Here is a 22,591-nt window from a genome sequence, read left to right on the forward strand (position 1 = left end):
CACTTCAACATCAGAGAATCAGGGCTGAGTAACAAACAGAATATCCGGCGTGGTACCCAGCGCACGGGTTTCCGGGTCGTACATATCTTCGACCAGCGGTACCGGCACCTGATAATTACCCGGTGTTACCGCCCGTACCAGATAAAATACCCGGGTGGTGCTGTAAGAATCGGCATCAATAGCGGCGACATAACGGTCGTCACGGTATTCCTGATGAGAAATACGTGAACGGCGCTGCCATTCGGCCACCGGCTGAGTATCGATATTGATTTCATCCAGCTTGATCGATGCGCTTAAGTTCTGATTTTCCAGCTCCAGACCGGCCGGTAATAAATCCACCAGCAATAAATCCGGACGGCGTTTATCGGCTTTTACTTCCAGCTGCACCAGCATCAGCTCACCGACTTTCATGCGCAGTGCACCGTCATCCGGAATAATCGCCTGACCATCGGTAGTGAAATAACGGCGCTGAATACTCACACCATTACTTTCTGCCGGCGGTGCCAGTTTGCTGTGGCCCTGATACATCAGAGTGGCGAATAACGGATCGCTGCTGGTATTGCTCAGGGTTACGCCATCACGCAGGCTGCTACCACTTTCCAGCAGGTTAAATTCACCGGCCTGCTGCAGGGTTTTTAATACGCTGCCCATGCTCAGTTCACCACTCCACTCATCACCCGGCACACGATCCAGCTGTACCGCCGCCATAAAGACCGCATTACGTTCCTGAGTGCTCAGATAGGTACGGCGCTCCAGCATACGCGCCAGCGCTTCAGCACGGCTGAGCGCAAAACTCTGCTGCTGGCGGTACTGCAGTAACAGGCGTACGACCTGTGCAGTATCACGCACGCGTGAGCCGTAATCACCGAGGTAATAATTTTCTTCACGCTGTACGGTTTTCAGCTTTTCCATTAACTGATCAGACAGCTGCTGGTCGCCCTGTAATTTCGCCGCCAGTGCCAGATGCAGTAATGGCAGTGCCGGTAAATCCAGACGCGCCTCACCCGCCAGGCGACGGATATCACTCAGCGATGCTTTTTTATGCCGCGCCAGAACATAGGCCGCGTAACTCTGATAAATCTGACGGTAGAGTTCCGGACGATCATTCCAGCGTTCGCTGAAATTACCGCGGCCACGCAGATATTCCTGCAGACGGCTCAGGGTTTTACGCAGTACATCGGCATCAACACGTACACCTTCATCCTGTGCATCGGTGAGGAAATCACCGGCATAGGCGGTCAGCCAGTGCTGTTCATAATCATCATGGTTTGACCATAAGCCATAGCCGCCATGATTCATCTGGCGCTTAACAATACGATCCATACCACTATCCAGCGCGCTTTCACGCTTACGACCGCTACTGTTTTTCAGACCCAGATCCGACAGCTGGTCAGGCGTTGCATAAATCCACGGATAGGTGGAACTTAACGATTGCTCCAGACAGCCATACGGATAGCGCAGCAGATATTCGAGCTGGCTGCGCGGGTTTAAATTCACGCGGTTATTCACACTGAGCAATGCTTCCAGCGACTGCGGAATCCAGCCATCCATCTCGCTGCCGTCCAGCACCAGACGTTCGCCCGGCTGCAGTACCATCTGTTTCTTTTTGGTCAGCGCCGGATGGGCGGCACGGCTGTTGAGTTTCCAGCTCTGGGTCAGTGAGTAATCACCGGCACCGGTTAACTGCAGACCAATTTCAATCTGGCCGGCCGGAAATTCTGCACGCAGAGGTAATAACAGGGTTTGTTTTTCACCATCGGCCAGCGTCAGCTGCTGGGTTAATGGTGTATTATCACGCACAACTGCCGGGCCACTGAGGCTGAATTGCAGAGTCAGTGCCTGCTGTTCACCACTTAAATTGGTAACGTCCAGCGCTACGCTGGTTTCATCACCCACGGCGACAAAACGCGGCAACGACAGTTGTGTAACCACCGGCGCTGCGACCGTGACTTCCTGTTCCAGACTGCCGAAGCGTTCCTCATCAAAGGCCAGCGCCATTAAACGCAAACGGCCATTAAAATCGGGTAATTGCAGCGGAATGCGGGCAACGCCATTTTTCACCGCTACCTGACCGGAAAACAGCGATACGATCTGTACTTCGGCGCGGGCTTTTTTACCGCCACGGCTTAATTCCGGGGCATCACCACCAAAACGCTGAGTCGCCATGCGGTTGTTATTCAGACCAATTAAATGGCTGTACATATCGTACATATCCACCAGATAACGGCGTGGGCTGAAGAACCAGGTAAAAGGATCGGGGGTTTTAAAATCGGTGATCGACAGTACACCAACATCCACCGCCGCCAGGGTTACCCAGGCATTGTTTACCGCTGCGCCATTGCTGTCACTGATCTTCACTTCGGTGACTACACGCTGGTTCGGCGTCCACTTTTTCGGGGCATCGAGGGCAATATTCAGACGGCGTGGTTCACGATCCAGTTTCAGATGCATCAGCCCCACGGAACGGGTCGGGGTAATGCGCTGTTTGTTGTCGGCCGGCTGTAAATGCAGCGCGCTGATATAAATATCGTGACGGTTCCAGGATTCATCGACCGGAATATCCAGCGTGGCTCCCTCAGCCGGCGTCGTAACCCGGGCACTCCACAACAGCTGATTACTTTCAATCAGCACCAGGGTTTCACCGGCCGCTGGCGGTACAATTTTCAGTTGTGCGACATCACCGGCGGCATAAGCAGCTTTATCCAGCGCCAGTACAACTTTATCCGGGCGTGCGCCCTGTTCGGCATCCTGAGCATCTTCCCAATACCAGTACCAGTCTTCACCGGCATCAAAGGTCATGCTGCTGATTAAACCGGTGCTTTTATCGGTAATTTCCAGACGATAGCTGCCGAAGCTGACCGGCACTGATACTTTTTCGGTATTACCGGCAGTGATGCTGCGTGTCAGTGTCAGTTCATTAAATTCACGCTCGCTGGTTTCCACATACCAGCCGCGGTTGCTGGAATAGCGCCAGTGGTAACGGCGATTCTGATTTATTAACCGTACCTGCAGATTATCGGCCGCCAGTTTTTCACCTTTGGCGTTGGTTTTAACCAATTCAAATTCGGCCTGTGAATTACGTGCCGCACGGTCACCAAACAGCGGACGGATACCGACCAGCTCATTACCTGGCAATACGCGGGCAACATGGCGGCGCACCACCGGGCGACCGCCGGACTCGAACAGGCTGCCGGTAACGGTAACGGCCAGCGGCGATCTGGCACCGTCCCAGCGGGAATCGATTTGCAGAGTGATTTTGCCGTCTTTATCCAGAACCGCACCGTTTTCAATAAACTGCTGATTCCAGTCGGTTTCACGTACATTGCCAAAATGGAAATCCGGCCATTGTTCAAAAGGATGCGCCAGTGACGATACACGGATGCTGGCATCAAAACGGTTACCCGCCGCTGGTGCACCGTATAAATATTCACCCAGTACCGGAATATTCAGACGCTCACGGCTGGTGAAGTAACGGGTTGTGTTCTGCCCCGGATTAAAGGTCAGTTTCAGACGCTCAGGCATGAAGTCTTCGACTTTAAACTGATATACCACGCGGTTTTTACTCACGCCTTCAACTTCTAAACGCCAGTTACCGGTCTGGGCATCGGCCGATAACGGATATTCATACTGATAATAACCACCGGCAGCCGGCTGCCAGTTAATATCTTTTACTTTCTGACCATCCGGGCGGATGATGCGGCCTTTTAATGGCCGTGAATTAATACTCTTACCATCATCGTCACGCAACAAAGCGCTGAAGGTGGCAGTCTCGCCGCCACGGTAAATATCGCGCGGTGCATAAATAAAGAGTTCGGCACTGTTATACGGACGATCAGCCAGACGGAAATCGGACAGGTCGAGCGCCGGAGTATTTAAATGTACCAGACTGACGGATTCATCTTTACGCACCACCAGCACCTGGCCGTAATCAATTTTACGGCGTACGCTGACACGTCCTGCAGCACTGCTGCTTGCTTCGAAGGCAACACTGCCGTTGCTGTTTAACAGCTGAACCTGCGCGCCTTCGACCGGCTCCGGGCTGCCCAGGGTATTCAGATAAACATCAAAGCCGTTGCCGTAATTGCGGATATGCACACCGATATCGGTAACCATGAAATAGGTGACGGCAAGTTGGTTATCGTACTGTCCGGGACGGGCCATCACGGCCAGATAAACACCCGGTTCACGCAGCGCCGGAATATCCTGCAGCGGTAAATTAATCTGGCGGCGTTTGTTACGCTCGGCCGGCAGGGTGAAGCGGCCTTCGTGCACTAAATCGGAGAACTGTGGCAATTCATCCAAACGGTAATAACTTTCGCTCTGGCCACGGTTTTTCCAGTTAACCAGACGTACCAGCTTATCCGGATTAACCCGGTGAAAAGCCACATTGGCTTCGCTGACGTTTAAGGCATACAGCGGCAGACCGGTATGCAGATTTAACGGCAAGAAATGGCCATTACTGGCAAAAGCGAGGCTGGCACTCAGCGAACCGAATTTCACATCACCACGGCTGGGTTTGTGCAGGGTTTCACCATTAATCGCGCGGATACCGGCATCAACGGTTACCCAATAGCGGCTGTCCGGCTCAACACTTTCAAAATACGCGGTACGGCCATCATCGGATAACACCCAACCACCATTCACCGGCTCGCGTTTGCTGTTATCCAGTTCGCGTTCAACCAATAAATAGCCCTGAAAGTTTTTACTGCCATCCAGCGGCACAGAAAAGGTAATTCCTATGGCACTGCCATCGTCATAATTCTGCTCGCTGATATCTGCTACCTGTAAAGGTACGCCAGCGTACAGTTCGGCCGTTGTCAGCTTTTCGCCGGGAGCTTTAGCACCGGCCTGGGCTTTTGTCCCTGCCGGAGCGACAGATTCAGCCGGAATGGCGCTCGACGCCGGAGCCTCGGCTACCTGATCAAGTGACGGCTCACTGACTGCCGGAGCAGAACTGGCTGACGAGCTGCCGGAATCATTATCGCTGCACCCGGCAAGCAATAAAGCGGAGGAAATAATGGCGACAAGCGCCAGACGTGGGCTGATCATGATGTAGTCCTTAGAAGTACCCTTAACCGGGCCTGTAGTCCATTGTGCATTCGCTGCTGACAGCAGAGCCGCCATCCTGAAAACGACAGAAGCCGCTTTATTGATAAGCCGCGAAGTATATCCGAGGGGGAAGCCACCTTCACCTGAAAATTCTGCCGCAAAAGCGGTCTATGTCACACATTAACGTCGCCGTGCAGCTCCTTGCAGCAAGCGCTCTTCGGCTACGATGGCACGGCCATGGGTGCCCGCCCCGGCTATTCCTGCCGCATCTTCAAGGCGGACTTCGAATTCGTAAAAGTCGGCCGGTTTGCCCAGATACTCAGCGCTGACTTTCACACTCGCTCCGACTGGCGTCGGCGCTATATGGGTGACATTCACATGCACTCCGACCGAAAGTTCACCCGCAGCCAATAATGGCGTCATCAGCCGTGCCGCAGCCAGCTCCATTAGGGCAATCATTTTGGCTGTTGCCAGTACCTCAGGAAAACGGTCTTCTATTGTTGTGCACAATCCCTGCGCCGTATACGTCGCGGTAATATCCACTTCCAGCTCGTAACGGTCACCAATCTGCATAGGGGCTGCTCCGGAGGAAATAGGCGTTTTATCGCAGATTCGTTGCCATTCTCCAACACAATGTTGCAATTGCGGCCAGCACAGACGTCTATAGTTAGGGTCTGTCTTACTATTAATGACTTTGAGATTAACTTTGCCTTACCTCAGCTCTCTGCGTCCGGCAGCCCTGCCGTTTATTGTTCTGCTGGCAGCCTGGTTTTCTCTGCCTTATATGCCTCGCTGGCATGCCGACTACGCTCTGCTGCTGCAGGCACTGCCATATGGCTTGGGTGTATTGCTGCTTTTATTAACCCAGCTGTTTAATCAGGGCCGTATCGGCCAGATGGCCATCCTGACGCTGGTGACCTACGCACTGGTACAGCAACGCTTACAGGTTCAGCTGAGTGACGCTAACACTTACTGGGTATTTTTCTGGCTGTGCCTGCTGTGGCCAGTCAATGTGGCGCTGATCCGCTATTTACCCGAGCGGCGGCCACTGTCTCTTGGCGGTATGATATTCCCCGCTATCCTTGGCCTGCAGTTTCTGGTGCTGGCGGCACTGAGCATCAGCGACTGGTATAGCGCCAGCCTGAACTGGACGGCTGGCTTCCGTGAACAGGCCAGTGCCGGGCTGTTGCCACTGCCTGCGTGGATCAGTTTTACCCTTAGCGCCGCGCTGATTATCAACCGTCTGCCACAACAGAGCGATACACCACTGGCCCTGCTGGCGCTTTTGCTGTTGCATGGCTGGTTATTTTACCGGCTGGATGCGAGCCAGATTTCTGTGCTGGTCAGCAGCCTGTCGCTGCTTTTATTGTTTGCCACTTTGCTGATCAACAATCACCACCTGGCCTTTATTGACGAGCTCACCGGTCTGCCCGGTCGCCGGGCCCTGATGAATGACCTGAAACACCGTCATGGCCGCTACCTGCTGGTGATGGCGGATATCGATCATTTCAAACAATTCAATGATACCCATGGCCATGATGTCGGCGATGACGTACTGCGCCTGGTTGCCGCCCAACTGAATAAAACCAGCGGTGGCGGACGCGCTTACCGTTATGGCGGCGAAGAATTTACCCTGATATTTCCGTCATCTGAGCTGAGCGAATGCCTGCCTTTTATTGAGGCAACCCGCGAGCGCATCGCCAGCTATCCGCTGATTGTACGCAACCGTCAGCAACGCCCCGAGACCCAGCGTCAGGGCAAAAAACAGCGCGGCCAAAGCAATAACAGCAAAACCCTGAATGTCACCATGAGCTTTGGTGCCGCGCGGCGTAACAGCGGCGAAAGCATCGAGGAGTTAATGAAGCGCGCCGACAAAGCGCTGTACAAAGCCAAAGAAAATGGCCGCAACCGGGTGGAAAAGGCGAAATAGAACAGAATCAGCGTTATCATAGGCGCAGATTCTTTCTACCTGTTATCTGCATGAATAAAGAAAAACGCATCGAAATATTTTCCCGCCTGAAGGCCGAAAATCCGCACCCGGAAACGGAGCTGGAATACAGCACGCCCTTCGAACTGCTGATTGCCGTACTGCTGTCGGCTCAGGCAACCGACGTCAGCGTCAACAAGGCAACACGTAAACTCTACCCGGTAGCCAATACCCCTGAAAGTATCCGCGCGCTGGGGGAAGAAGGTTTAAAGCAATACATCAAGACCATCGGCCTGTTTAACAGCAAAGCCAAAAACGTCATCAGATTGTGCGAGATTCTGCTTGAACAACATGGCGGTGAAGTGCCGCAAACCCGTGAAGCACTGGAAGCCCTGCCCGGTGTCGGGCGCAAAACCGCCAATGTTGTGCTGAACACGGCCTTTGGTCAGCCAACCATTGCCGTCGATACCCATATTTTCCGCGTCTCTAATCGCACGAAAATTGCGCCGGGTAAAAATGTTGATGAAGTGGAACAGCGTCTTATGCGGGTCGTGCCAAAAGAGTTTCAGCTTGATGCCCACCACTGGCTGATTCTGCATGGCCGCTATGTCTGCGTGGCGCGCAAACCCAAATGCGGCGCCTGTATCATCGAAGACCTGTGCGAATTCAAACAAAAGACATCTGACTAGGAGCTTCCCATGCGACTGTTACACACCATGCTGCGCGTCGGCGATATGGACCGCGCCATTGAGTTTTACACCAAAGTGCTGGGCATGACCCTGCTGCGCAAGCACGACAACGAAGAATACCAGTACACCCTGGCCTTTATCGGTTATCAGCCGGAAAGCGAAGGCGCAGTGCTGGAGCTGACCTACAACTGGGGCACCAGCGAATACGATCTGGGCAGCGCTTACGGCCATATCGCCATCGAAGTGGATAACGCCGCCGAAGCCTGTGAACGCATCCGTAATAATGGTGGCAATGTCGTGCGTGAAGCCGGCCCGGTTAAAGGCGGCACCACAGTGATTGCCTTTGTTGAAGACCCGGACGGCTATAAGATTGAACTGATCGAGAAACGCGCCGACGCCCATAATTTCTGAGTGGCGACGGTTTTATAGCTCAGGGCTGGTAGCGGAAATGCAGTACCTTTAAGCCGCGCCCGGCCTGCGCTTCAATAAAGACCGGCGGATTGGCCAGCCGCTCCACCAGCACACAGTGCGGAGCATGCTGAGCCACTTCTGCCAGCAGAAAATCTTCGCCCAGATCCGGGGCATTCAGACACAGCAGGCAATCACCACCGGCAACCATCAGCTCCGGCAGACGCCGCAGCAGCTTGGCGTAGTCACGGCGGATATCGACACTGCCTTTCTGAAACGTCGGCGGATCGCAGATCAGCAAATCGTAAGGACCGTGCTTTTTCAGCCGTCCAAAAGATTTAAAGATATCCACCCCTTCAAACACCACGCGGCTCAGATCGTGGTCATTCAGACGATGATTTTCGCGGCCATGACTCAAGGCCGCGCGGCTCATATCCACATTCACCACTTTACTGGCACCACCGGCCAGCGCCGCCAGTGAGAAGCCACAGGTATAGGCAAACAGATTGAGTAGCCGCCGCCCATCACTGTGCCCCCGCACCCAGCGGCGGCCATTGGCCATATCCAGAAACAACCCGGTATTCTGCGAGCGGTTAAGGTGCAGCCAGTAGCTCAGACCATCCTCTTTAATTACCAGCTGTTCCGGTAGTTGGCCGCACAGCAGGGTAAAAGGCGCGTCAGGACGACAACGGTGCTGCACCACCACACTGAGCTGACCGGCATGATCGGGGCGGCAACGCTTAAGGCCTGCCAGCAACTGTTGTTCAAGCTCTGACAGCCAGGATTCGTCCACTTCGGCGTACAGGGTGACCAGTACCAGAGGCGCATACCAGTCAATATTAAGGTGCTCGAAGCCCGGCCAGGCATGCCCGCGGCCGTGGAAAAGTCGTTGTGCCTGATCGTCAGCAGGCCACTGAATATGCTGAAACACCGGGCTTTCCTGTGATTTTGGGCGCGCAAGTTTAGCAAAAGATCGCCACCTGCGCCTGTAACTGCCAGACAGTTGCAAATAGTTGCCAAACTGCCTTGCTAAGGCTTGGTAAGGGGGAATAAGTAAGATACTATAATCGCGCCTGTGCAGGTGTGCAGGTGTGTTGGCGAGTGCTCCATATTCGTAAGATATGCAAGATACTGGTCGATAGCGGCATTTATTGATTGTCTTCCCGGTTCGCCGGCCAGTATCGATGAAAATGCCAGAAGATATAGCAAGGCCGATCGTTGATTGGCGCATTACTCAGGAAATAAAGCATGGCAAATTTAGTTCAAGGCACCGTCAAGTGGTTCAATGACGAAAAAGGTTTCGGCTTCATCGAGCAGGAATCTGGCAAAGATGTATTCGTACATTTCAGTGCTATCAACGGCGGTGGTCGTAAGACTCTGCAAGAAGGCCAGAAAGTAACTATGGAAGTTACTCAAGGTCAGAAAGGCCCACAGGCGGAAAACGTAACTCCTCTGTAAGCCTTTCGCCTGATCTGACTTTCGGGTCAGATCAAGCATCTTCTGGCAGCCCACATACACTCCGGTGTCTGTGGGCTGTTTCATTTCTGCCTCCCCTGTTTTCCTGCCGCTCACGGTACAGAATTGGCCTGCCCAACGCTTTCCTGCGGCGCAGAACCTGTTAATCTTGGGTCATTATCAGCTGATTGTTACTCCGATGATTGATCAGGGCGAACTCTTTGACATTCCCAGTCCTTGCCGCCGTATCTGCGAACTGAACAACCGCGGCTACTGCAAAGGCTGCTTCCGCAGCCGTGACGAACGTCTCTACTGGAACCAGTTTACGACCTTCCAGAAGCAACTGGTGGTGAATCTGTGTGAAAAGCGCCGCCTTAAGGTGCTGAGCGCCAAACAACAAAGCGCTACCAGCAACGAAGAAGAAATTGTCATACCGCAGCTGGATATGTTTGCCCCGCAGCAGGATATGCCTGTTGCACCAGCAGATACTGCCAGTCCGGACACCGACATCCGCGCAAGCATTGCTGAACCGGAACACAGGGCGACTACCGAAAGCCATCCTTCCGTAGCCGAAGCCGAAGCCGAAAAGCGTGAGCATGACGTGAATGTCAGCCTGTTCGAAGAGCCCATAAGTACTGACACAGACACGCCTGCCAGCAGCGCAACAGAGAACGCTGCACTGCAACAGATAATCACGGCTCAAGACAGCAAAGAAGAGAAAGAAGAGAAAGAAGAGAAAGAAGAGAAAGAAGAGAAAGAAGAGAAAGAAGAGAAGAAACCACGCGCCCGGTCACAGACCAGAACGCGCAAAGCCGATGATTCTCAGCTGGATATGTTCAGCTGAGCCAGCTCATTCTGTCAGCTATCTATGAACAGAGGGCGACATTCACCGCCAGATCACGCTTCCACTGCATGGTCATCGAGGTTGCCCGTGTTGGCTTATATTCAGCGCCAACCCAGCCTTTATAACCCGAGGTTTCGATACAGCGGAAAATAGCAGGAAAATCCAGCGTGCCACTGCCTGGCTCGCCGCGTTTCGGGATATCGGCAAACTGAATATGACCAATTTTCGCGGCATGCAGATTAATAAAATCGCAGACGTTATGCCCCATCAGCGCCATATGATAAATATCAAACTGCGCTTTAATCGCCGGATGATTCAACTCGGCGATAATATCCAGCATCTGCTGGCCTGATGAAATAAGAAAGCCCGGCATATCGCGGGTATTGATTGCTTCAAAGGTGGTGGTGATACCAAAAGGCGCCAGGCTTTCAGCGGTTTTCAGCAGATTCTTTTTAAATGTATCGAGGTAAAAAACCCGTTTATTTTCGTCGTTACAACGCCCCGGCAGGACATTCACACACGAGACTTTTAATGCCCGCGCGTAGTACAGGCATTCAACCATCGCGGCTGCGTATTCGGCGGTTTTTCCCGGTACAGCAGCCAGCCCCTCACCGCCTTCCATTAAATCGCCGGCCGGTACATTAATCAGGACGCAGCGCAGATTATTTTCGCTCAGCGCCTGCTGAATGTGTTCTATCGGTGTGTTGTAAGGAAACTGGATTTCCACCGCCCCGAAGCCATCATGGTGCGCTGCGGCAAAACGCTGCAAAAATGGCAGCTCAGTGTACATCAGGGACAGATTTGCGGTGAGTTTCACCCTTGTTTCTCCGTATACATAGTCACCAGAGTGCAGGGATCCTTTTCTGCGTTACCCTGGCTTGCGTGCAGACGCATCAGCTCTGCACCCAGTCCGGCCATTGGAATGGCACTTTTCATTATTCTGGCCAGATCATTGGCCATATCCAGATCTTTTAACAGCGTCTTTACGTGCCACTTCACAGGGTCAAAATCGCGTTCTGCCATACGCGGGCCGGTCAGCTGCAGAGGCACTGAATCGGCAAATCCGCCTTTAAGAGCCGCCGGAATCTGTGCCGCATCGACGCCGGATTTTTCCGCCAGCGCCATCACTTCAGCCATGACCAGTACATTGCAGCTTACCAGCATCTGATTACAGATCTTGGTCACCTGTCCCGCTCCCACAGGCCCCATACGGGTAACCCGCTGCGATAGCGGTGCCAGCAACGGGCGCAGCATGTCTATCAGCGTTTCGTCACCACCGGCCATAATCGCCAGAGTGCCCTGTTCCGCCCCGGCCACGCCACCGGAAACCGGCGCATCAACCCAGCGCATGCCGCAGGCCGCTTCCAGACGCTCGGCCATCTGCCGGGTCGCCGCCGGATCAATACTGGAGAAATCAATCAGCACCTGGCCGGTACGACCATGAGCTGCAATACCATCAGCCGCGAAAACAACAGATTCAACCGCCGCGGTATCGGTTACGCAGAGCATCACTACATCGCTTGCTGCCACAAGCTCAGCAACAGAAGCTGCAACCTGCGCTCCCGCCTGAAGCAGAGCAGTGGTTTTATCAGGGTTACGGTTCCAGACCATAAGCGGATACCCAGCAGCCAATAAACGCTGACTCATGGGTACCCCCATCAACCCCATGCCAATAAAACCGATTCGTTGTTGCTGCATAACCTGTTCTCCCGAAGTCATCCAATAATATCAAAGACTTAGCGTTGCTGTATGTGGATTTATTGGCGCTTTCCGCCTTTTATGTGACATTTTTTACTGTCCGGAGCAGCAGTATTTTCCCACCAGGACAGATTCAGAAAATTACAATAAAGAATCACCACAGATTACCCGTTCCGGATTCCTCGCCTATGCTTTATTGCAGTGAAACCCAAAGGAAGTATAACTATGAGCATGGCTAACATTTTCGCTGAGTCCCAGACACTGCCCCATATTCCACGCGTCGTGCAGGAATTAATTGAAAGTTTCCGCGACGAAGAAGTTAACGTTGATGACATCAGCAATAAAGTGGCACTGGATCAGGCACTCACCGCAAAGGTTCTGCGTCTGGCCAATTCCGCCCATTATGGTGTGTCACGCACAGTTTCCAATCCCCACGATGCCATTATGCTGCTCGGCTTTAACACTCTGCGTACCATGGTACTGGCCTCTGGCGTCACTGGCGCTTTCAAGGCACCGGAAGGCTTTGATCAGAAAAAATTCTGGCGTGATTCTTTTGCTATTGGCGCGTTATCCAAGTGGATTGCCGGCTATGTTAAAGATTGCGACCGGGAAACTGCCTTTACCTGCGGCATGTTGCACTCCATCGGCACCTTGCTGATGCACATGGTCATTCCTGATGAACTCAAAAGCATTGATGATGCTGAAACGCTGGGCGCAACACGCAATACACTGGAAACCAGCCTGCTGGGCTACAACTATGCGGATGTTGGCGCAGAGCTGGCCAAACGCTGGAAATTCCCGGAAGAAATGCAGCAAGCCATACTGCAGCAACATAATCCCGACAGTGACCAGCCTTATTCTCAGCTGGCGGGCGTAATTTACATCGCTAAATATCTGAAAGATGCTCACGAAAAAAACTGGACTGACGAGCAGATTATTGAACAGTTCCCTCTGGCCGTTGCTGAAGTGATTGGCATGGATACGACCCGGGCTTATGCGGATGTGGCGAAAACCACCTCACTGGAATCCGGCCTAGACAGCCTGCTGGAATAAACGCGGTCAGCGCAAAAGAAACAATAAATAAAAAGGCCCGGTTGGGCCTTTTTATTTATTTTATGTTTCTGATAATTCAGCTGAACCCACCTGTTGCAACGGATCTGCCGCAAACCACTGGCGGCTTAGCTCTACCCTCTCCGCTGCCGGCCGGAAAATATCAGCATCGGACAGAGCATCAATTTTGCGTAAGCGTGGTAACAGACCACAACCGTTAGCAACCTGAATGGTCAGTCCCGGACGGGCATTTAACTCAAGCAACATCGGACCGTAACGACGGTCAAGAACCATATCGGTACCCAGATACCCCAGACCCGTCTCCTCATAACAGCGCGCTGCCAATTCCAGCAGTTGCCCCCATTGCGGGATAACCAGCTCTGATAATTCCCGTCCGGTATCAGGGTGACGCTCAACACTTAAACCATCCTGCACCGCATTTAACGGCCGCCCGGTAGCAATATCCAATCCGACACCAACCGCTCCCTGATGCAGGTTTGCTTTGCCATCAGAACTGCGGGTAGAAAGACGCATCATCGCCATCACCGGATAACCACGGCAAACAATCACACGAATATCCGGCACACCTTCAAACGAATAACCACCAAGCTTGGGATCAAATTCGATCAGTTCTTCAATAATGGCAATATCCGGACTGCCGCCCAGACTGTACAGGCCAGACAGAATATTCGATACGTGACGCTGTAATTCCGCCAGGGTCACCAGAGTTCCGCTGTTTTTGACGTACTGCTCATCATCATACCGGCTGAGCACCAGAATGCCTTTGCCACCACTGCCTTTCGCCGGCTTAATGGCAAAACCCGGAACATCACGCAACAGATCAGCAAGCAAAGAAACATCATGCTGGCTCTGAATAGTACCGATTAATGCCGGCGTGGTTATTCCTGCTTTTTGTGCCAGTAATTTGGTCTTCAGTTTATTATCAACCAGAGGATATAAACGGCGTGGGTTATAGCGGCTGATATAGCTGATATTACGCCGGTTCATGCCCAGAATTCCGCGCCGTTCAAGACGCCATGGTAAGGTAAACACGTTAGTTCCCAAACGCCTTGAAGCGTTTCAGCTCCAACAGACGATAGCCGGTGTAAGAACCGATCAGCAGTACCAGTGCCAGAACAATGAACTGAATGCCAATAAAGTTGAATGTTAAATGCCGCACCCAGGGGTCACTCATCGCCCAGTAAGCCAGCACAGCAGTCAACAGACTGCCACCGCCCTGCACCATTACCTCACGGCCACCTTCTTCCTCCCACAGAATCGACATCCGTTCGATGGTCCAGGACAGAATAATCATCGGGAAAAAGGTAATTTTCAGACCTTCAGTCAGCCCCAGTTTATAAGACAGAACACTGAAAATACTGATAATGGCAATCACGGTAATAATCACAGCGGTAATCCGCGCCACCAATAATAAATTCAGACGGGATAAATAACCGCGGATAAATAATCCGGTGGCAACCACCAGTAAAAAACCGACCAGACCGGTAACCAGAGAAGTCTGAATAAATGCCAGAGCAATCAATACCGGCATAAAGGTACCCGATGTACGGATACCAATAATAATACGCAGAACACAGACAATCAGCGCACCGATAGGAATCAGCAGAATGGTTTTAAACATCGCCTGCTCTTCCACCGGCAGACTGTGAATCGAGAAATTCAGGAAATCATGCTGACTGGAGAGATTTTCAGCAATATTTGCGTAAGTGGACTCTTCCCGTTTCAGCATTGAGAAACGGATACTGGAATCGGTACCGCCGGTAACATCAAGAACCGGAGCCCCGCGCTGCTCCCACAATAATAACGGCGTATCAGCAGCCAACAATACCGAGGCGCTGCTCTTCTCGCCTGGCAACTCAAATATCTGGCTGTCGTTGCCATTCCACACCCGTAACAAAGGCGTCAGACTCTGGCGGCGACGGCCATCCTGCAGGTTAAGACCATACACTACCGATGCCGGCACACGTGCTTTATGCAGCATTTCTACCCACAGTTCCGGCAGCTGATCGGCATAGTGGGTACGAAGTAATTCAATATGCTGTGCGGTTTCATCTTCACGGAAACGCTTTAATAATTCCCGCGTCAGGCTGTAGTTATCGGCCGAGGTGGCATAAGCCGCAGCCAGCACTTCACTGACGGCGCTGGCATAAGGCTCCGGCCAGCTGACCGGATCGATTGCCGGTGGCGGCAGATCGGCACCGGACTGCATCTGGCTGACCAGAATTTCGGCACGATAAAACAGTTCCTGTTTCCCTTTGGCACCACGCACGGTCCACTCGGCACGGGGTTCATCACTGTCCATAAAATTCAGACCATAACCTGGTGATGCACCGGCTTCTTTTAATACAGTAAAGCCATCCTGTGCCGACGGACGGGCCATCGATACTTTGACCGGCCCACCATGCGCATTAAATTCGACCTTGGCTTCCACCGACCAGATGGTCTGGGTTTCGCCATACACCAGCGGTACTTCATACATCCAGTGACGATGCAATGTCAGTACGATACCGACCACCAGTAAAAAACCAACCAGCAGAAAAAAAGGCGCGCGGGAAAATGACAGGGATCGGATGTTCATAATATTGGCATCGCAGGCTACGGTGTGTTGGGAGCCGGTTCAGCGTTCACCGGAGGTTCTGCAGTGGCCGGCTTGCTGCCATCCACAGCATCTGCCGCCGGGGCTGAAGTACTGTTTTCAGGAACGCCTTTTATCGGCGTTTTAACATCCGGCTCCGCTGCTTTCTTTTTCAATTCAGCCGGTTCGCTTGTTGCGGGAGCGGTAGCCGCGGGCGGCGATTTTTTGGCCGGAGCAGCAGGCGGTGCTGTTACCGTTGGCGTTTTTGCTGATGGTACAGGCGCTTTTGTCACCGGTGCAGTATCCGGTACAAATTTGGCGTGCAGGAAGCGACGACCAACATCAATCAGGGTTACGTCACGTAAAAACTCACGGCCCAGCAAAATGGGATAGGTCATCTGTGAACGGTCAGTGAGGGTAAACTCGGTATCCTGCTGCAGCGCTGAACCAAGATTTACGGTCAGGGAGACCACCGGCCGGCGGTCTACTTCATCGCTGGAAGCCTGACGGATCAGCACATGACGCACCAGCGGTGCTTCGATCTCAATCGGTTCAGCCTCATCATCGTGCTGCAGCCAGAAACGCACCCAACGCTTACCATTGCGTTCAAAACGCACAACATTCACCGCACTCAGTGATGAAGTTGCCGCACCACTGTCAATTCGCGCCTGATAATGATGGCCTGGCGGAGACAGGTAAATCCATTCGCTGGCACCAATAATGGTTTTGCCATCCATCAGGGTCGCCGGAGCTTCCCGTGGTGGGCACTCAGCACCGGAAAAAGTCGGCGATGCGGCCGTCAGCGCCTGCAGTTGTTTATTCATACGGACCAGCTGTAAACGCTGACGACGAAGTTTGTCATCCAGCGCAGCAACGTCTGTACAGGCCGCAGCAGCAGGCGCCGGTTGAGCAACCGGCATCTTCTGATCCAGCAGTTGTTCAATGTCTGCTAATGTCAGTTCACGGTGTTCCCGGCCTGGCCAAACAGAACAACCCGAAGTGATCAGGGCAATACAAGCTATGAGGAAAAACGATGCCCGAGGGGGCATAACAACCTCCACCAACAGAGAAATGCGTGCGGCATTTAACCACAGAAAGCGGGGGAATCTGAACACAGGTACAACCTTTTACCGCGTTATTTACAGTGATACTGATTTATCCCCGGTTCAGAGCCAGGGCTCCTGCAGCAACAGATCAGGCGCATACGGCGGGGTTCGACCGGCACATAACAAAAAAGCTCCCGATGGGAGCTTTTTTGTGAGCAACAGGCTGTTCCGGTCAGGACATCTGCGACTGCAGATAGTTAGGCAGGCCGATTTTGTCGATCAGACCCAGCTGCTGTTCCAGCCAATGAGTGTGATCGTTTTCGGTATCATCCAGCAGCACCTGCAACATATCACGGGTCTGATAGTCCCGAACCTGTTCACACAGGGCCATGACTTCCCGCAGATCGACGATAACCTTGTACTCCAGATCAAGATCGCTCTTCAGCATTGCCGGTACGTCTTTACCGATATTCAGCGGCACCCGGGTTACCATATCAGGTGTCCCGCCCAGAAACAGAATGCGCTCAATGAGCTTTGAAGCGTGGCCCTTTTCATCTTCGAACTCGTGATCAATGCGCTCGTACAGCTTTTTCAGTCCCCAGTCATCGTACATACGGGAATGGATAAAGTACTGATCCATGGCGCTTAATTCACCGGCTAATAACTCGTTTAATTTGGCAATAACCTGTGCGTTACCTTTCATATCCGGCCTCCTCTTACATCATGGACTGTTGATAGTTTTCGATGCCAACCTGGGCAATCAGAGATTGCTGGGTTTCCAGCCAGTCGAGGTATTCTTCTTCGTATTCCTGAATCTCTTCCAGCAGTTCGCGGCTAACGTAATCTTTAACCGATTCACAATAGGCAATGGCTTCTTTGAGGACTTCCAGCTGCTCGACAATCTGATCCAGATCGCACTGCAACATTTCGGCGGTATTTTCGCCAATACGCAGACGATTCAGCTTCTGCAGATTAGGCAGACCTTCGAGAAATAAAATGCGTTCAATCAGTTTGTCGGCCTGTTTCATATCCTTGATGGATTTTTTGTAAGCCTTTTCATCCAGCTCAGAAAAACCCCAGTTTTTAAACATGCGGGCATGGAGAAAATACTGATTAATCGATGTGAGTTCGATGCTGAGAATCTGATTCAGATACTCGTTTACTTTGACGTCACCCTTCATGGCCGCGCTCCTTAAAAACTGAATAAACCAGTCTATGAATTAGCGCCGGGCTGCGCAAGCTTTAGGGCACTGAATGATTCAGAGGTGCCCTGGCACTAAGAAGACAATATAAATGACTTCGATTATTACCTGCATTGATAACAAGCGAACGGACGGCCACTGTGAGCTCAGTGGTCCGCCGGTTTGGTGCCGATATGGAAGCTGCCATCGGAGTGAAACTGTATAACCTGCGAGCGTTTTTTCCCTAACAGAAAAGGTTCGTCGTCGTAGAATAAAAAATTCTTCCAGTAACGGCGGAATATTTTCCAGCTGGTCTGCACCACATGCTCGGAGTGATAGCAGAAATACACCACCGTATTGTCGTCCCAGCTTAAATGCGCAGCAATCAACTCAGGTAATTCATTGCTGTCACTGTCCCAGCATGTCTGCCAGTCGCCCTGCTCTGCCCAGACGCCATTACGTGCCGGCCAGTCATCACCAAGAAAGTGGCTGGCATGGGTCGCTTCTTTACTGATGTTCTGGCGCCAGAACTGCAAGGCGGCCACGGCAGTCAGCGGTTTGATATGTTCCAGATCTTCTGCAGCCACGGGCAACTCCCGATGGCGGAAAATCCAGCCTTGTTTGTAATCTGGCCAGGCAAGGTAGTTCATACAGACTCACAGCGAAAAAGAGCCATAAGGGTAACATTTTCAACGGCAACTGCGGAATTGATCCGCGGGTATTATCGCATGACCACTGAGCGGAGGGGCTCAGCCAATAATGCGGTTACGGCCCAGCGATTTGGCACGGTACAGCGCTTTATCGGCACTCTGCACCAGATTTTTGATACTTTTTCCATGCTCAGGACAAGCCGCCAGACCCGCACTGACCGTCAGCGGGATACGGCGGCCAGATGCTTTAAGGCTGGCATTTTCCAGTTGCTGGCGCAGCTCTTCACACACACTCAGACCAGCCGCAAGACTGGTATCCGGCATCAGCAACAGAAACTCCTCGCCTCCCCAGCGCATCAGAGTGTCACTCGCCCGCAGCCGTGAACGGAAGGTGTCAGATGCCAGTCGCAGTGCCCTGTCACCCACCTGATGTCCAAACTGGTCGTTGATGTTTTTAAAGGTATCCAGATCCAGTAAAGCAATCGTGAGCACGGTACGTTGCCGGATCGCCAGCTGTAACTGCTGTTCAAAGACCGCATAACCGGCACGGCGATTCAGCAGGCCGGTCAGTTCATCAATGGTCGCCAGTTCCCGCAACCGGACTTCCAGCTTTTTGTATTCATCAATATTGTGCACCATGCCCACCACCCGCAGTGCCCGGCCATTATCATCGCGGGCACAGACATAACCGCGGTCATGTACCCAGATATAGTCGCCGTTGCGGGTTCTCAGACGGTATTCAATATCGTAAATATCCTGTTTGCCGGAGACGTATTCTTCGGTTTCGGCCAGAATGTGTTCGGCATCCTCCGGATGCAGACTGTCTTTCCAGGTAAACAAGGTGTGCTGCACTTCGTAAGGGCCGTAACCCAGCATACGTTTGAGCTGAGGGGCATAAAACACGTCGTTGGTGGCCAGATCCCAGTCCCAGATACCGTCCGAGGCTTCATTGAGTACAAACTGCATGATCGGCTCAAGATCATGCAGTGTTTTCTCGATTGCCTTACGCTGGGTAATATCGCGTACCGAAGACAACAGATATTCCGTACCATCCCAAACCACCACATGGCTGGAAACCTCTACCGGAAATTCGCTGCCATCTGAGCGGATATGGCGGCCGGAAAAGACATAGTCAGGGTCTGAGCGGATTGCCTGCACCACCAGCTGCCAGTGAGCAGAATCGCGGATATCCCGCTGCTGATCAAAGACCGTGCGCTGCACCAGCCGCTCACGGCTGAGCTTCTGCTGGCGGCATGCTTCGTCATTCACTGCCACTATTTCTGCAGTCTGCGGATTGACGATGTAGATGGCTTCTTTCAGCTGGTCGAATGCCTGCAGATAACTGAGCAGCTCCGGACCATATTCATGGGTCATATCAATACCTGTTCAGGCGGTATTTCCGGCAGGACAATCCAAACCTTTGTCTCAAAGAATAGACCAATTGTGCCTCTGTACAGGAATGCCAGATATAAAAAAGGCCACTCAAGAGTGGCCTTCAGCAGCACCGTTTAAGGTATCAGTCCTTAAAGGTGTTTTTTGCGATAAAGCTTTGTACCGTTGCCAGATCAGCAGGCAGCACATTCAGACGCTCTTCACGTTCCATCAGATCGGTCAGATGATGCGGCAGTTTTGGCATATCGAAACCGGCACGCAGTACCGCTTCTTCAAACTTAACCGGATGCGCAGTTCCCAGAGTGATCATCGGAATGTTCTGGTTACGACGGCACTCGCGCGCTGCTTTCACGCCGATGGCGGTGTGCGGATCAAGCAGATATCCGGTTTCACCGAAGACTTCCTGCATAGTGGCGACAGTCATATCTTCACTGACGGCATAGCTGTCGAACAGCTCACGGGCTTTGGCCAGCTTATCTTCGTCCAGAGACACCACATCTTTTTTAGCGTTCATGCGTGCCATCAGATCCGCCAGTTTGGCACCGTCACGGTCATACAGATCGAACAGCAGACGCTCAAAGTTGCTGGATACCGCGATATCCATCGACGGCGTGATGGTGTGCTGCAGCGGGTGTACTTCGTACTGATTCTTGCTCATCAGACGATGCAGAACATCGTTGCTGTTGGTGGCGATGATCAGCTGTTCAACCGGCAGACCCATTTTCTTCGCCATGTAACCGGCGAAAATATCACCGAAGTTACCGGTTGGAACGGAATACGCCATCGGACGCAGCGGGCCACCCAGGTTCAGTGCGGAATAGAAGTAGTAAACGATCTGCGCCATGATGCGCGCCCAGTTGATGCTGTTTACGGCCACCAGTTTGCGCTCACCACGCAGGAACTGCTGGTCGCCAAAGCTGGCTTTAACCATTTCCTGCGCCTGATCGAAGTTACCTTCGATGGCGATATTGAAGATGTTGTCACCTTTAACCGTGGTCATCTGGCGACGCTGAACTTCAGACACCTTGCCGTGCGGATGCAGAATAAAGATGTCGACATTACGACAGGCTTTGGTGCCTTCAATCGCGGCAGAACCGGTATCGCCAGAGGTGGCCCCCATGATCACCACTTTCTCGTGGCGGCGTTCCAGCACGTAATCCAGCAGGCGACCCAGCAATTGCAGAGCGAAGTCTTTGAATGCCAGCGTCGGGCCGTGGAACAGTTCCAGTACGTATTCGTTGTGGTCAATCTGCTGCAGCGGAGCAACCGCTTTATGACCGAAGCCTGAATACACCTCATTCAGCATTTTCTGCAATGCGGCGGAATCCACACAGCCTTCCACGAACGGGGAAATCACCTTATGTGCCAGTTCGGTGTACGGCAGGTCACGCCAGGATTCGATCTCTTCGAGGGAGAATTGCGGTACGTCTTTCGGCACATATAAGCCGCCGTCGGTGGCCAGGCCGGTCAGCAGTACGTCTTCAAAGGTCAGTTCCGGCGCATTACCGCGGGTAGAAATGTATTTCATCATGGGCGAAAGCCTGCGTGTCTTCCAAAGGTATGAAAAGGGGTGTGTAAAAAATGCGCGTAGTTTACATGGTTAAGGCCGCCGCTGCATCTTGCCTGCGGCCTGTTTACCGACAACGGCCGGCTACAGCTGCTCAAGCAGCTCCGGGCGGTAATCATCCACGCTCGGCGTCAGTCCCAGTCGCTCAATCTGCTTCTCCAGCTGGGCAATCTGAGTGTTCAGTTCATCCATGGTCAGCGTGTTGTCTTCCAGCTGGTGCAGATGCTTTGAACCGTGTAGGAAATAGTACTGAATGGTCACCGCCAGCGGGTTATCAGCCTCCAGCGCCGCATTCAGCTTTGCACTGGCCCGGTAAATCCGGTTCAGCGCCTGCTTCAGGCGCCAGACGTACATTACCTCAGTCAGCGCAGGATGATCTTTAAAGCGGTTAATCAGCGCCGCAATCACTATGGCGGCGGTTGCCACACCCGCCGCATTGAGCCAGAAATTGGACTCCGCACCGCCCCACAGGGCGATATATAACGTTGAAAACCCCAGCGACAGAACCAGCAGCGTCGCGACCAGTGCCGCCTGAAAACGGTTCAGATGTTTTTTAAAGCGGGCCTTATCAATATTCTCAAGTTTCATGCTTACTCCTGCGACGACAGCGGACGAAAGAAATCGCCCAGCTCGCGGTATACATCTTCGTTTAAAAAACAGGACACATATTTGCCCTGTTTTTCGACCCGGATCAGCCCGGCATCAACCAGCGCTTTTACGTGATGAGAGACGGTCGGCGCGCCAATGCTGAGCTTACTGATAAAGTCAGCGACACCACAGCCAGCTGCCGGGGCCGGTAAGCCGGTGCGGCTGTGCTCTGTTAAGGGCTGTTCCGCCTGATGATGACGCACAACCTCCAGATACATCTGCAAACGGTTGGGATGAGCCAGTGCTTTAAAGGCATCGGCCAGCAGGTTCACCCCTTTATCGGTCAGTCGGCACATAGATTCACTGTGAACATCCGGAAAGTGGGCGGCAGTGTACTTCAGCCTCCGTCGTTTTAACACGATGGCAGGATAACACTTTGACAATTATCAAA

The 22,591-nt window shown here is 52.7% G+C and carries 21 protein-coding genes; 6 read left to right on the plus strand and 15 right to left on the minus strand.

The annotated features are described in order from the left end of the window. Window positions 1-18 precede the first annotated feature (18 nt). Both MT343_RS12855 and MT343_RS12860 read right to left on the minus strand, forming a co-directional pair. Window positions 19-5,049, minus strand: coding sequence for an alpha-2-macroglobulin family protein (locus MT343_RS12855; RefSeq protein ID WP_186435987.1), 5,031 nt, complete (start codon window positions 5,047-5,049; stop codon window positions 19-21). Window positions 5,050-5,229: 180 nt separating this feature from the next. After that, on the minus strand, window positions 5,230-5,622 hold the full coding sequence (locus MT343_RS12860) for a thioesterase family protein (protein WP_145470046.1): 393 nt from the start codon (window positions 5,620-5,622) through the stop codon (window positions 5,230-5,232). A 115-nt stretch (window positions 5,623-5,737) separates the two neighbouring features. Here MT343_RS12860 and MT343_RS12865 point away from each other — a divergent pair, with 115 nt between their 5' ends. Genes MT343_RS12865 through gloA form a run of 3 tightly spaced genes read left to right on the plus strand, consistent with a single transcriptional unit; the run spans window position 5,738 to window position 8,076 of the window. Continuing rightward, window positions 5,738-6,979, plus strand: coding sequence for a GGDEF domain-containing protein (locus MT343_RS12865; RefSeq protein WP_145470045.1), 1,242 nt, complete (start codon window positions 5,738-5,740; stop codon window positions 6,977-6,979). Window positions 6,980-7,029: 50 nt separating this feature from the next. After that, window positions 7,030-7,665 (plus strand): endonuclease III, encoded by a 636-nt coding sequence (gene nth / locus MT343_RS12870; protein WP_145470044.1) that lies wholly within the window; start codon window positions 7,030-7,032, stop codon window positions 7,663-7,665. Between the two features lie 9 nt (window positions 7,666-7,674). Further along, complete coding sequence (gene gloA, locus MT343_RS12875; protein WP_145470043.1) at window positions 7,675-8,076, plus strand: lactoylglutathione lyase; 402 nt, start codon at window positions 7,675-7,677, stop codon at window positions 8,074-8,076. Between the two features lie 19 nt (window positions 8,077-8,095). Here the strand turns inward: gloA and MT343_RS12880 are convergent, their stop codons facing one another. Beyond that, entirely contained in the window at window positions 8,096-9,004 is a 909-nt protein-coding gene (locus tag MT343_RS12880) for a class I SAM-dependent methyltransferase (protein WP_243989397.1), read from the minus strand. Window positions 9,005-9,321: 317 nt separating this feature from the next. Between MT343_RS12880 and MT343_RS12885 the strand changes: the two genes are divergently transcribed. Continuing rightward, window positions 9,322-9,531 (plus strand): cold-shock protein, encoded by a 210-nt coding sequence (locus MT343_RS12885; RefSeq protein ID WP_145470041.1) that lies wholly within the window; start codon window positions 9,322-9,324, stop codon window positions 9,529-9,531. Between the two features lie 166 nt (window positions 9,532-9,697). Then, window positions 9,698-10,372, plus strand: coding sequence for a DUF1289 domain-containing protein (locus MT343_RS12890; RefSeq protein WP_243989398.1), 675 nt, complete (start codon window positions 9,698-9,700; stop codon window positions 10,370-10,372). A 22-nt stretch (window positions 10,373-10,394) separates the two neighbouring features. Here MT343_RS12890 and MT343_RS12895 read toward each other — a convergent pair whose 3' ends face one another. Both MT343_RS12895 and MT343_RS12900 read right to left on the minus strand, forming a co-directional pair. Further along, window positions 10,395-11,189, minus strand: a complete 795-nt coding sequence (locus MT343_RS12895; protein ID WP_145470040.1) for a hydroxypyruvate isomerase family protein — start codon at window positions 11,187-11,189, stop codon at window positions 10,395-10,397. Further along, window positions 11,186-12,070: an NAD(P)-dependent oxidoreductase gene (locus MT343_RS12900; protein WP_145470039.1), complete on the minus strand. Its 885-nt coding sequence runs from the start codon at window positions 12,068-12,070 to the stop codon at window positions 11,186-11,188. Before MT343_RS12900 ends, MT343_RS12895 begins: the two co-directional genes overlap by 4 nt. A gap of 225 nt (window positions 12,071-12,295) precedes the next feature. Between MT343_RS12900 and MT343_RS12905 the strand changes: the two genes are divergently transcribed. Continuing rightward, window positions 12,296-13,123, plus strand: a complete 828-nt coding sequence (locus tag MT343_RS12905) for an HDOD domain-containing protein (protein WP_145470038.1) — start codon at window positions 12,296-12,298, stop codon at window positions 13,121-13,123. A gap of 60 nt (window positions 13,124-13,183) precedes the next feature. Here MT343_RS12905 and MT343_RS12910 read toward each other — a convergent pair whose 3' ends face one another. The 10 genes from MT343_RS12910 to MT343_RS12955 all read right to left on the minus strand — a co-directional run bounded on the left by MT343_RS12910 (window position 13,184) and on the right by MT343_RS12955 (window position 22,496). Beyond that, a complete protein-coding gene (locus MT343_RS12910) occupies window positions 13,184-14,173 on the minus strand; it encodes an alpha-L-glutamate ligase-like protein (protein WP_225690925.1) in 990 nt (329 codons plus the stop codon). A gap of 1 nt (window position 14,174) precedes the next feature. Continuing rightward, complete coding sequence (locus tag MT343_RS12915; protein WP_145470036.1) at window positions 14,175-15,719, minus strand: inactive transglutaminase family protein; 1,545 nt, start codon at window positions 15,717-15,719, stop codon at window positions 14,175-14,177. A gap of 17 nt (window positions 15,720-15,736) precedes the next feature. Continuing rightward, window positions 15,737-16,765: an ATP-dependent zinc protease family protein gene (locus MT343_RS12920; protein ID WP_145470035.1), complete on the minus strand. Its 1,029-nt coding sequence runs from the start codon at window positions 16,763-16,765 to the stop codon at window positions 15,737-15,739. Between the two features lie 229 nt (window positions 16,766-16,994). Next, window positions 16,995-17,465 carry a bacterioferritin gene (gene bfr, locus MT343_RS12925; protein ID WP_145470034.1) on the minus strand — a complete coding sequence of 157 codons (471 nt, stop codon included), beginning with the start codon at window positions 17,463-17,465 and terminating at the stop codon, window positions 16,995-16,997. A gap of 13 nt (window positions 17,466-17,478) precedes the next feature. Beyond that, window positions 17,479-17,943, minus strand: coding sequence for a bacterioferritin (gene bfr, locus MT343_RS12930; protein ID WP_145470033.1), 465 nt, complete (start codon window positions 17,941-17,943; stop codon window positions 17,479-17,481). A 167-nt stretch (window positions 17,944-18,110) separates the two neighbouring features. Further along, complete coding sequence (locus MT343_RS12935; protein ID WP_145470032.1) at window positions 18,111-18,593, minus strand: DUF2947 domain-containing protein; 483 nt, start codon at window positions 18,591-18,593, stop codon at window positions 18,111-18,113. 99 nt (window positions 18,594-18,692) lie between these two features. Next, a complete protein-coding gene (locus tag MT343_RS12940; RefSeq protein WP_145470031.1) occupies window positions 18,693-19,967 on the minus strand; it encodes a sensor domain-containing diguanylate cyclase in 1,275 nt (424 codons plus the stop codon). Between the two features lie 142 nt (window positions 19,968-20,109). Next, complete coding sequence (thrC, locus tag MT343_RS12945) at window positions 20,110-21,513, minus strand: threonine synthase (protein ID WP_145470546.1); 1,404 nt, start codon at window positions 21,511-21,513, stop codon at window positions 20,110-20,112. A 123-nt stretch (window positions 21,514-21,636) separates the two neighbouring features. Next, window positions 21,637-22,140, minus strand: coding sequence for a DUF3087 family protein (locus tag MT343_RS12950; protein WP_145470030.1), 504 nt, complete (start codon window positions 22,138-22,140; stop codon window positions 21,637-21,639). A 2-nt stretch (window positions 22,141-22,142) separates the two neighbouring features. Then, entirely contained in the window at window positions 22,143-22,496 is a 354-nt protein-coding gene (locus MT343_RS12955; RefSeq protein ID WP_145470029.1) for an ArsR/SmtB family transcription factor, read from the minus strand. Between the last annotated feature and the right edge of the window lie 95 nt (window positions 22,497-22,591).

This window comes from Venatorbacter sp. C2-1, from assembly GCF_022832715.1.
Lineage (GTDB): Bacteria > Pseudomonadota > Gammaproteobacteria > Pseudomonadales > Oceanobacteraceae > Venatoribacter > Venatoribacter alkanivorans.

What these genes read in the sequence shown, in the direction of transcription:
- MT343_RS12950 (WP_145470030.1), bottom strand. Translation starts at nt 22,140, where the DNA reads ATGAAACTTGAGAATATTGATAAGGCCCGCTTTAAAAAACATCTGAAC.
- MT343_RS12865 (WP_145470045.1), top strand. Translation starts at nt 5,738, where the DNA reads ATGACTTTGAGATTAACTTTGCCTTACCTCAGCTCTCTGCGTCCGGCA.
- bfr (WP_145470033.1), bottom strand. Translation starts at nt 17,943, where the DNA reads ATGAAGGGTGACGTCAAAGTAAACGAGTATCTGAATCAGATTCTCAGC.
- MT343_RS12900 (WP_145470039.1), bottom strand. Translation starts at nt 12,070, where the DNA reads ATGCAGCAACAACGAATCGGTTTTATTGGCATGGGGTTGATGGGGGTA.
- MT343_RS12855 (WP_186435987.1), bottom strand. Translation starts at nt 5,049, where the DNA reads ATGATCAGCCCACGTCTGGCGCTTGTCGCCATTATTTCCTCCGCTTTA.
- MT343_RS12920 (WP_145470035.1), bottom strand. Translation starts at nt 16,765, where the DNA reads ATGCCCCCTCGGGCATCGTTTTTCCTCATAGCTTGTATTGCCCTGATC.
- MT343_RS12860 (WP_145470046.1), bottom strand. Translation starts at nt 5,622, where the DNA reads ATGCAGATTGGTGACCGTTACGAGCTGGAAGTGGATATTACCGCGACG.
- MT343_RS12955 (WP_145470029.1), bottom strand. Translation starts at nt 22,496, where the DNA reads ATGTGCCGACTGACCGATAAAGGGGTGAACCTGCTGGCCGATGCCTTT.
- MT343_RS12935 (WP_145470032.1), bottom strand. Translation starts at nt 18,593, where the DNA reads ATGAACTACCTTGCCTGGCCAGATTACAAACAAGGCTGGATTTTCCGC.
- MT343_RS12940 (WP_145470031.1), bottom strand. Translation starts at nt 19,967, where the DNA reads ATGACCCATGAATATGGTCCGGAGCTGCTCAGTTATCTGCAGGCATTC.
- bfr (WP_145470034.1), bottom strand. Translation starts at nt 17,465, where the DNA reads ATGAAAGGTAACGCACAGGTTATTGCCAAATTAAACGAGTTATTAGCC.
- thrC (WP_145470546.1), bottom strand. Translation starts at nt 21,513, where the DNA reads ATGAAATACATTTCTACCCGCGGTAATGCGCCGGAACTGACCTTTGAA.
- MT343_RS12915 (WP_145470036.1), bottom strand. Translation starts at nt 15,719, where the DNA reads ATGAACATCCGATCCCTGTCATTTTCCCGCGCGCCTTTTTTTCTGCTG.
- MT343_RS12885 (WP_145470041.1), top strand. Translation starts at nt 9,322, where the DNA reads ATGGCAAATTTAGTTCAAGGCACCGTCAAGTGGTTCAATGACGAAAAA.
- MT343_RS12905 (WP_145470038.1), top strand. Translation starts at nt 12,296, where the DNA reads ATGAGCATGGCTAACATTTTCGCTGAGTCCCAGACACTGCCCCATATT.
- gloA (WP_145470043.1), top strand. Translation starts at nt 7,675, where the DNA reads ATGCGACTGTTACACACCATGCTGCGCGTCGGCGATATGGACCGCGCC.
- nth (WP_145470044.1), top strand. Translation starts at nt 7,030, where the DNA reads ATGAATAAAGAAAAACGCATCGAAATATTTTCCCGCCTGAAGGCCGAA.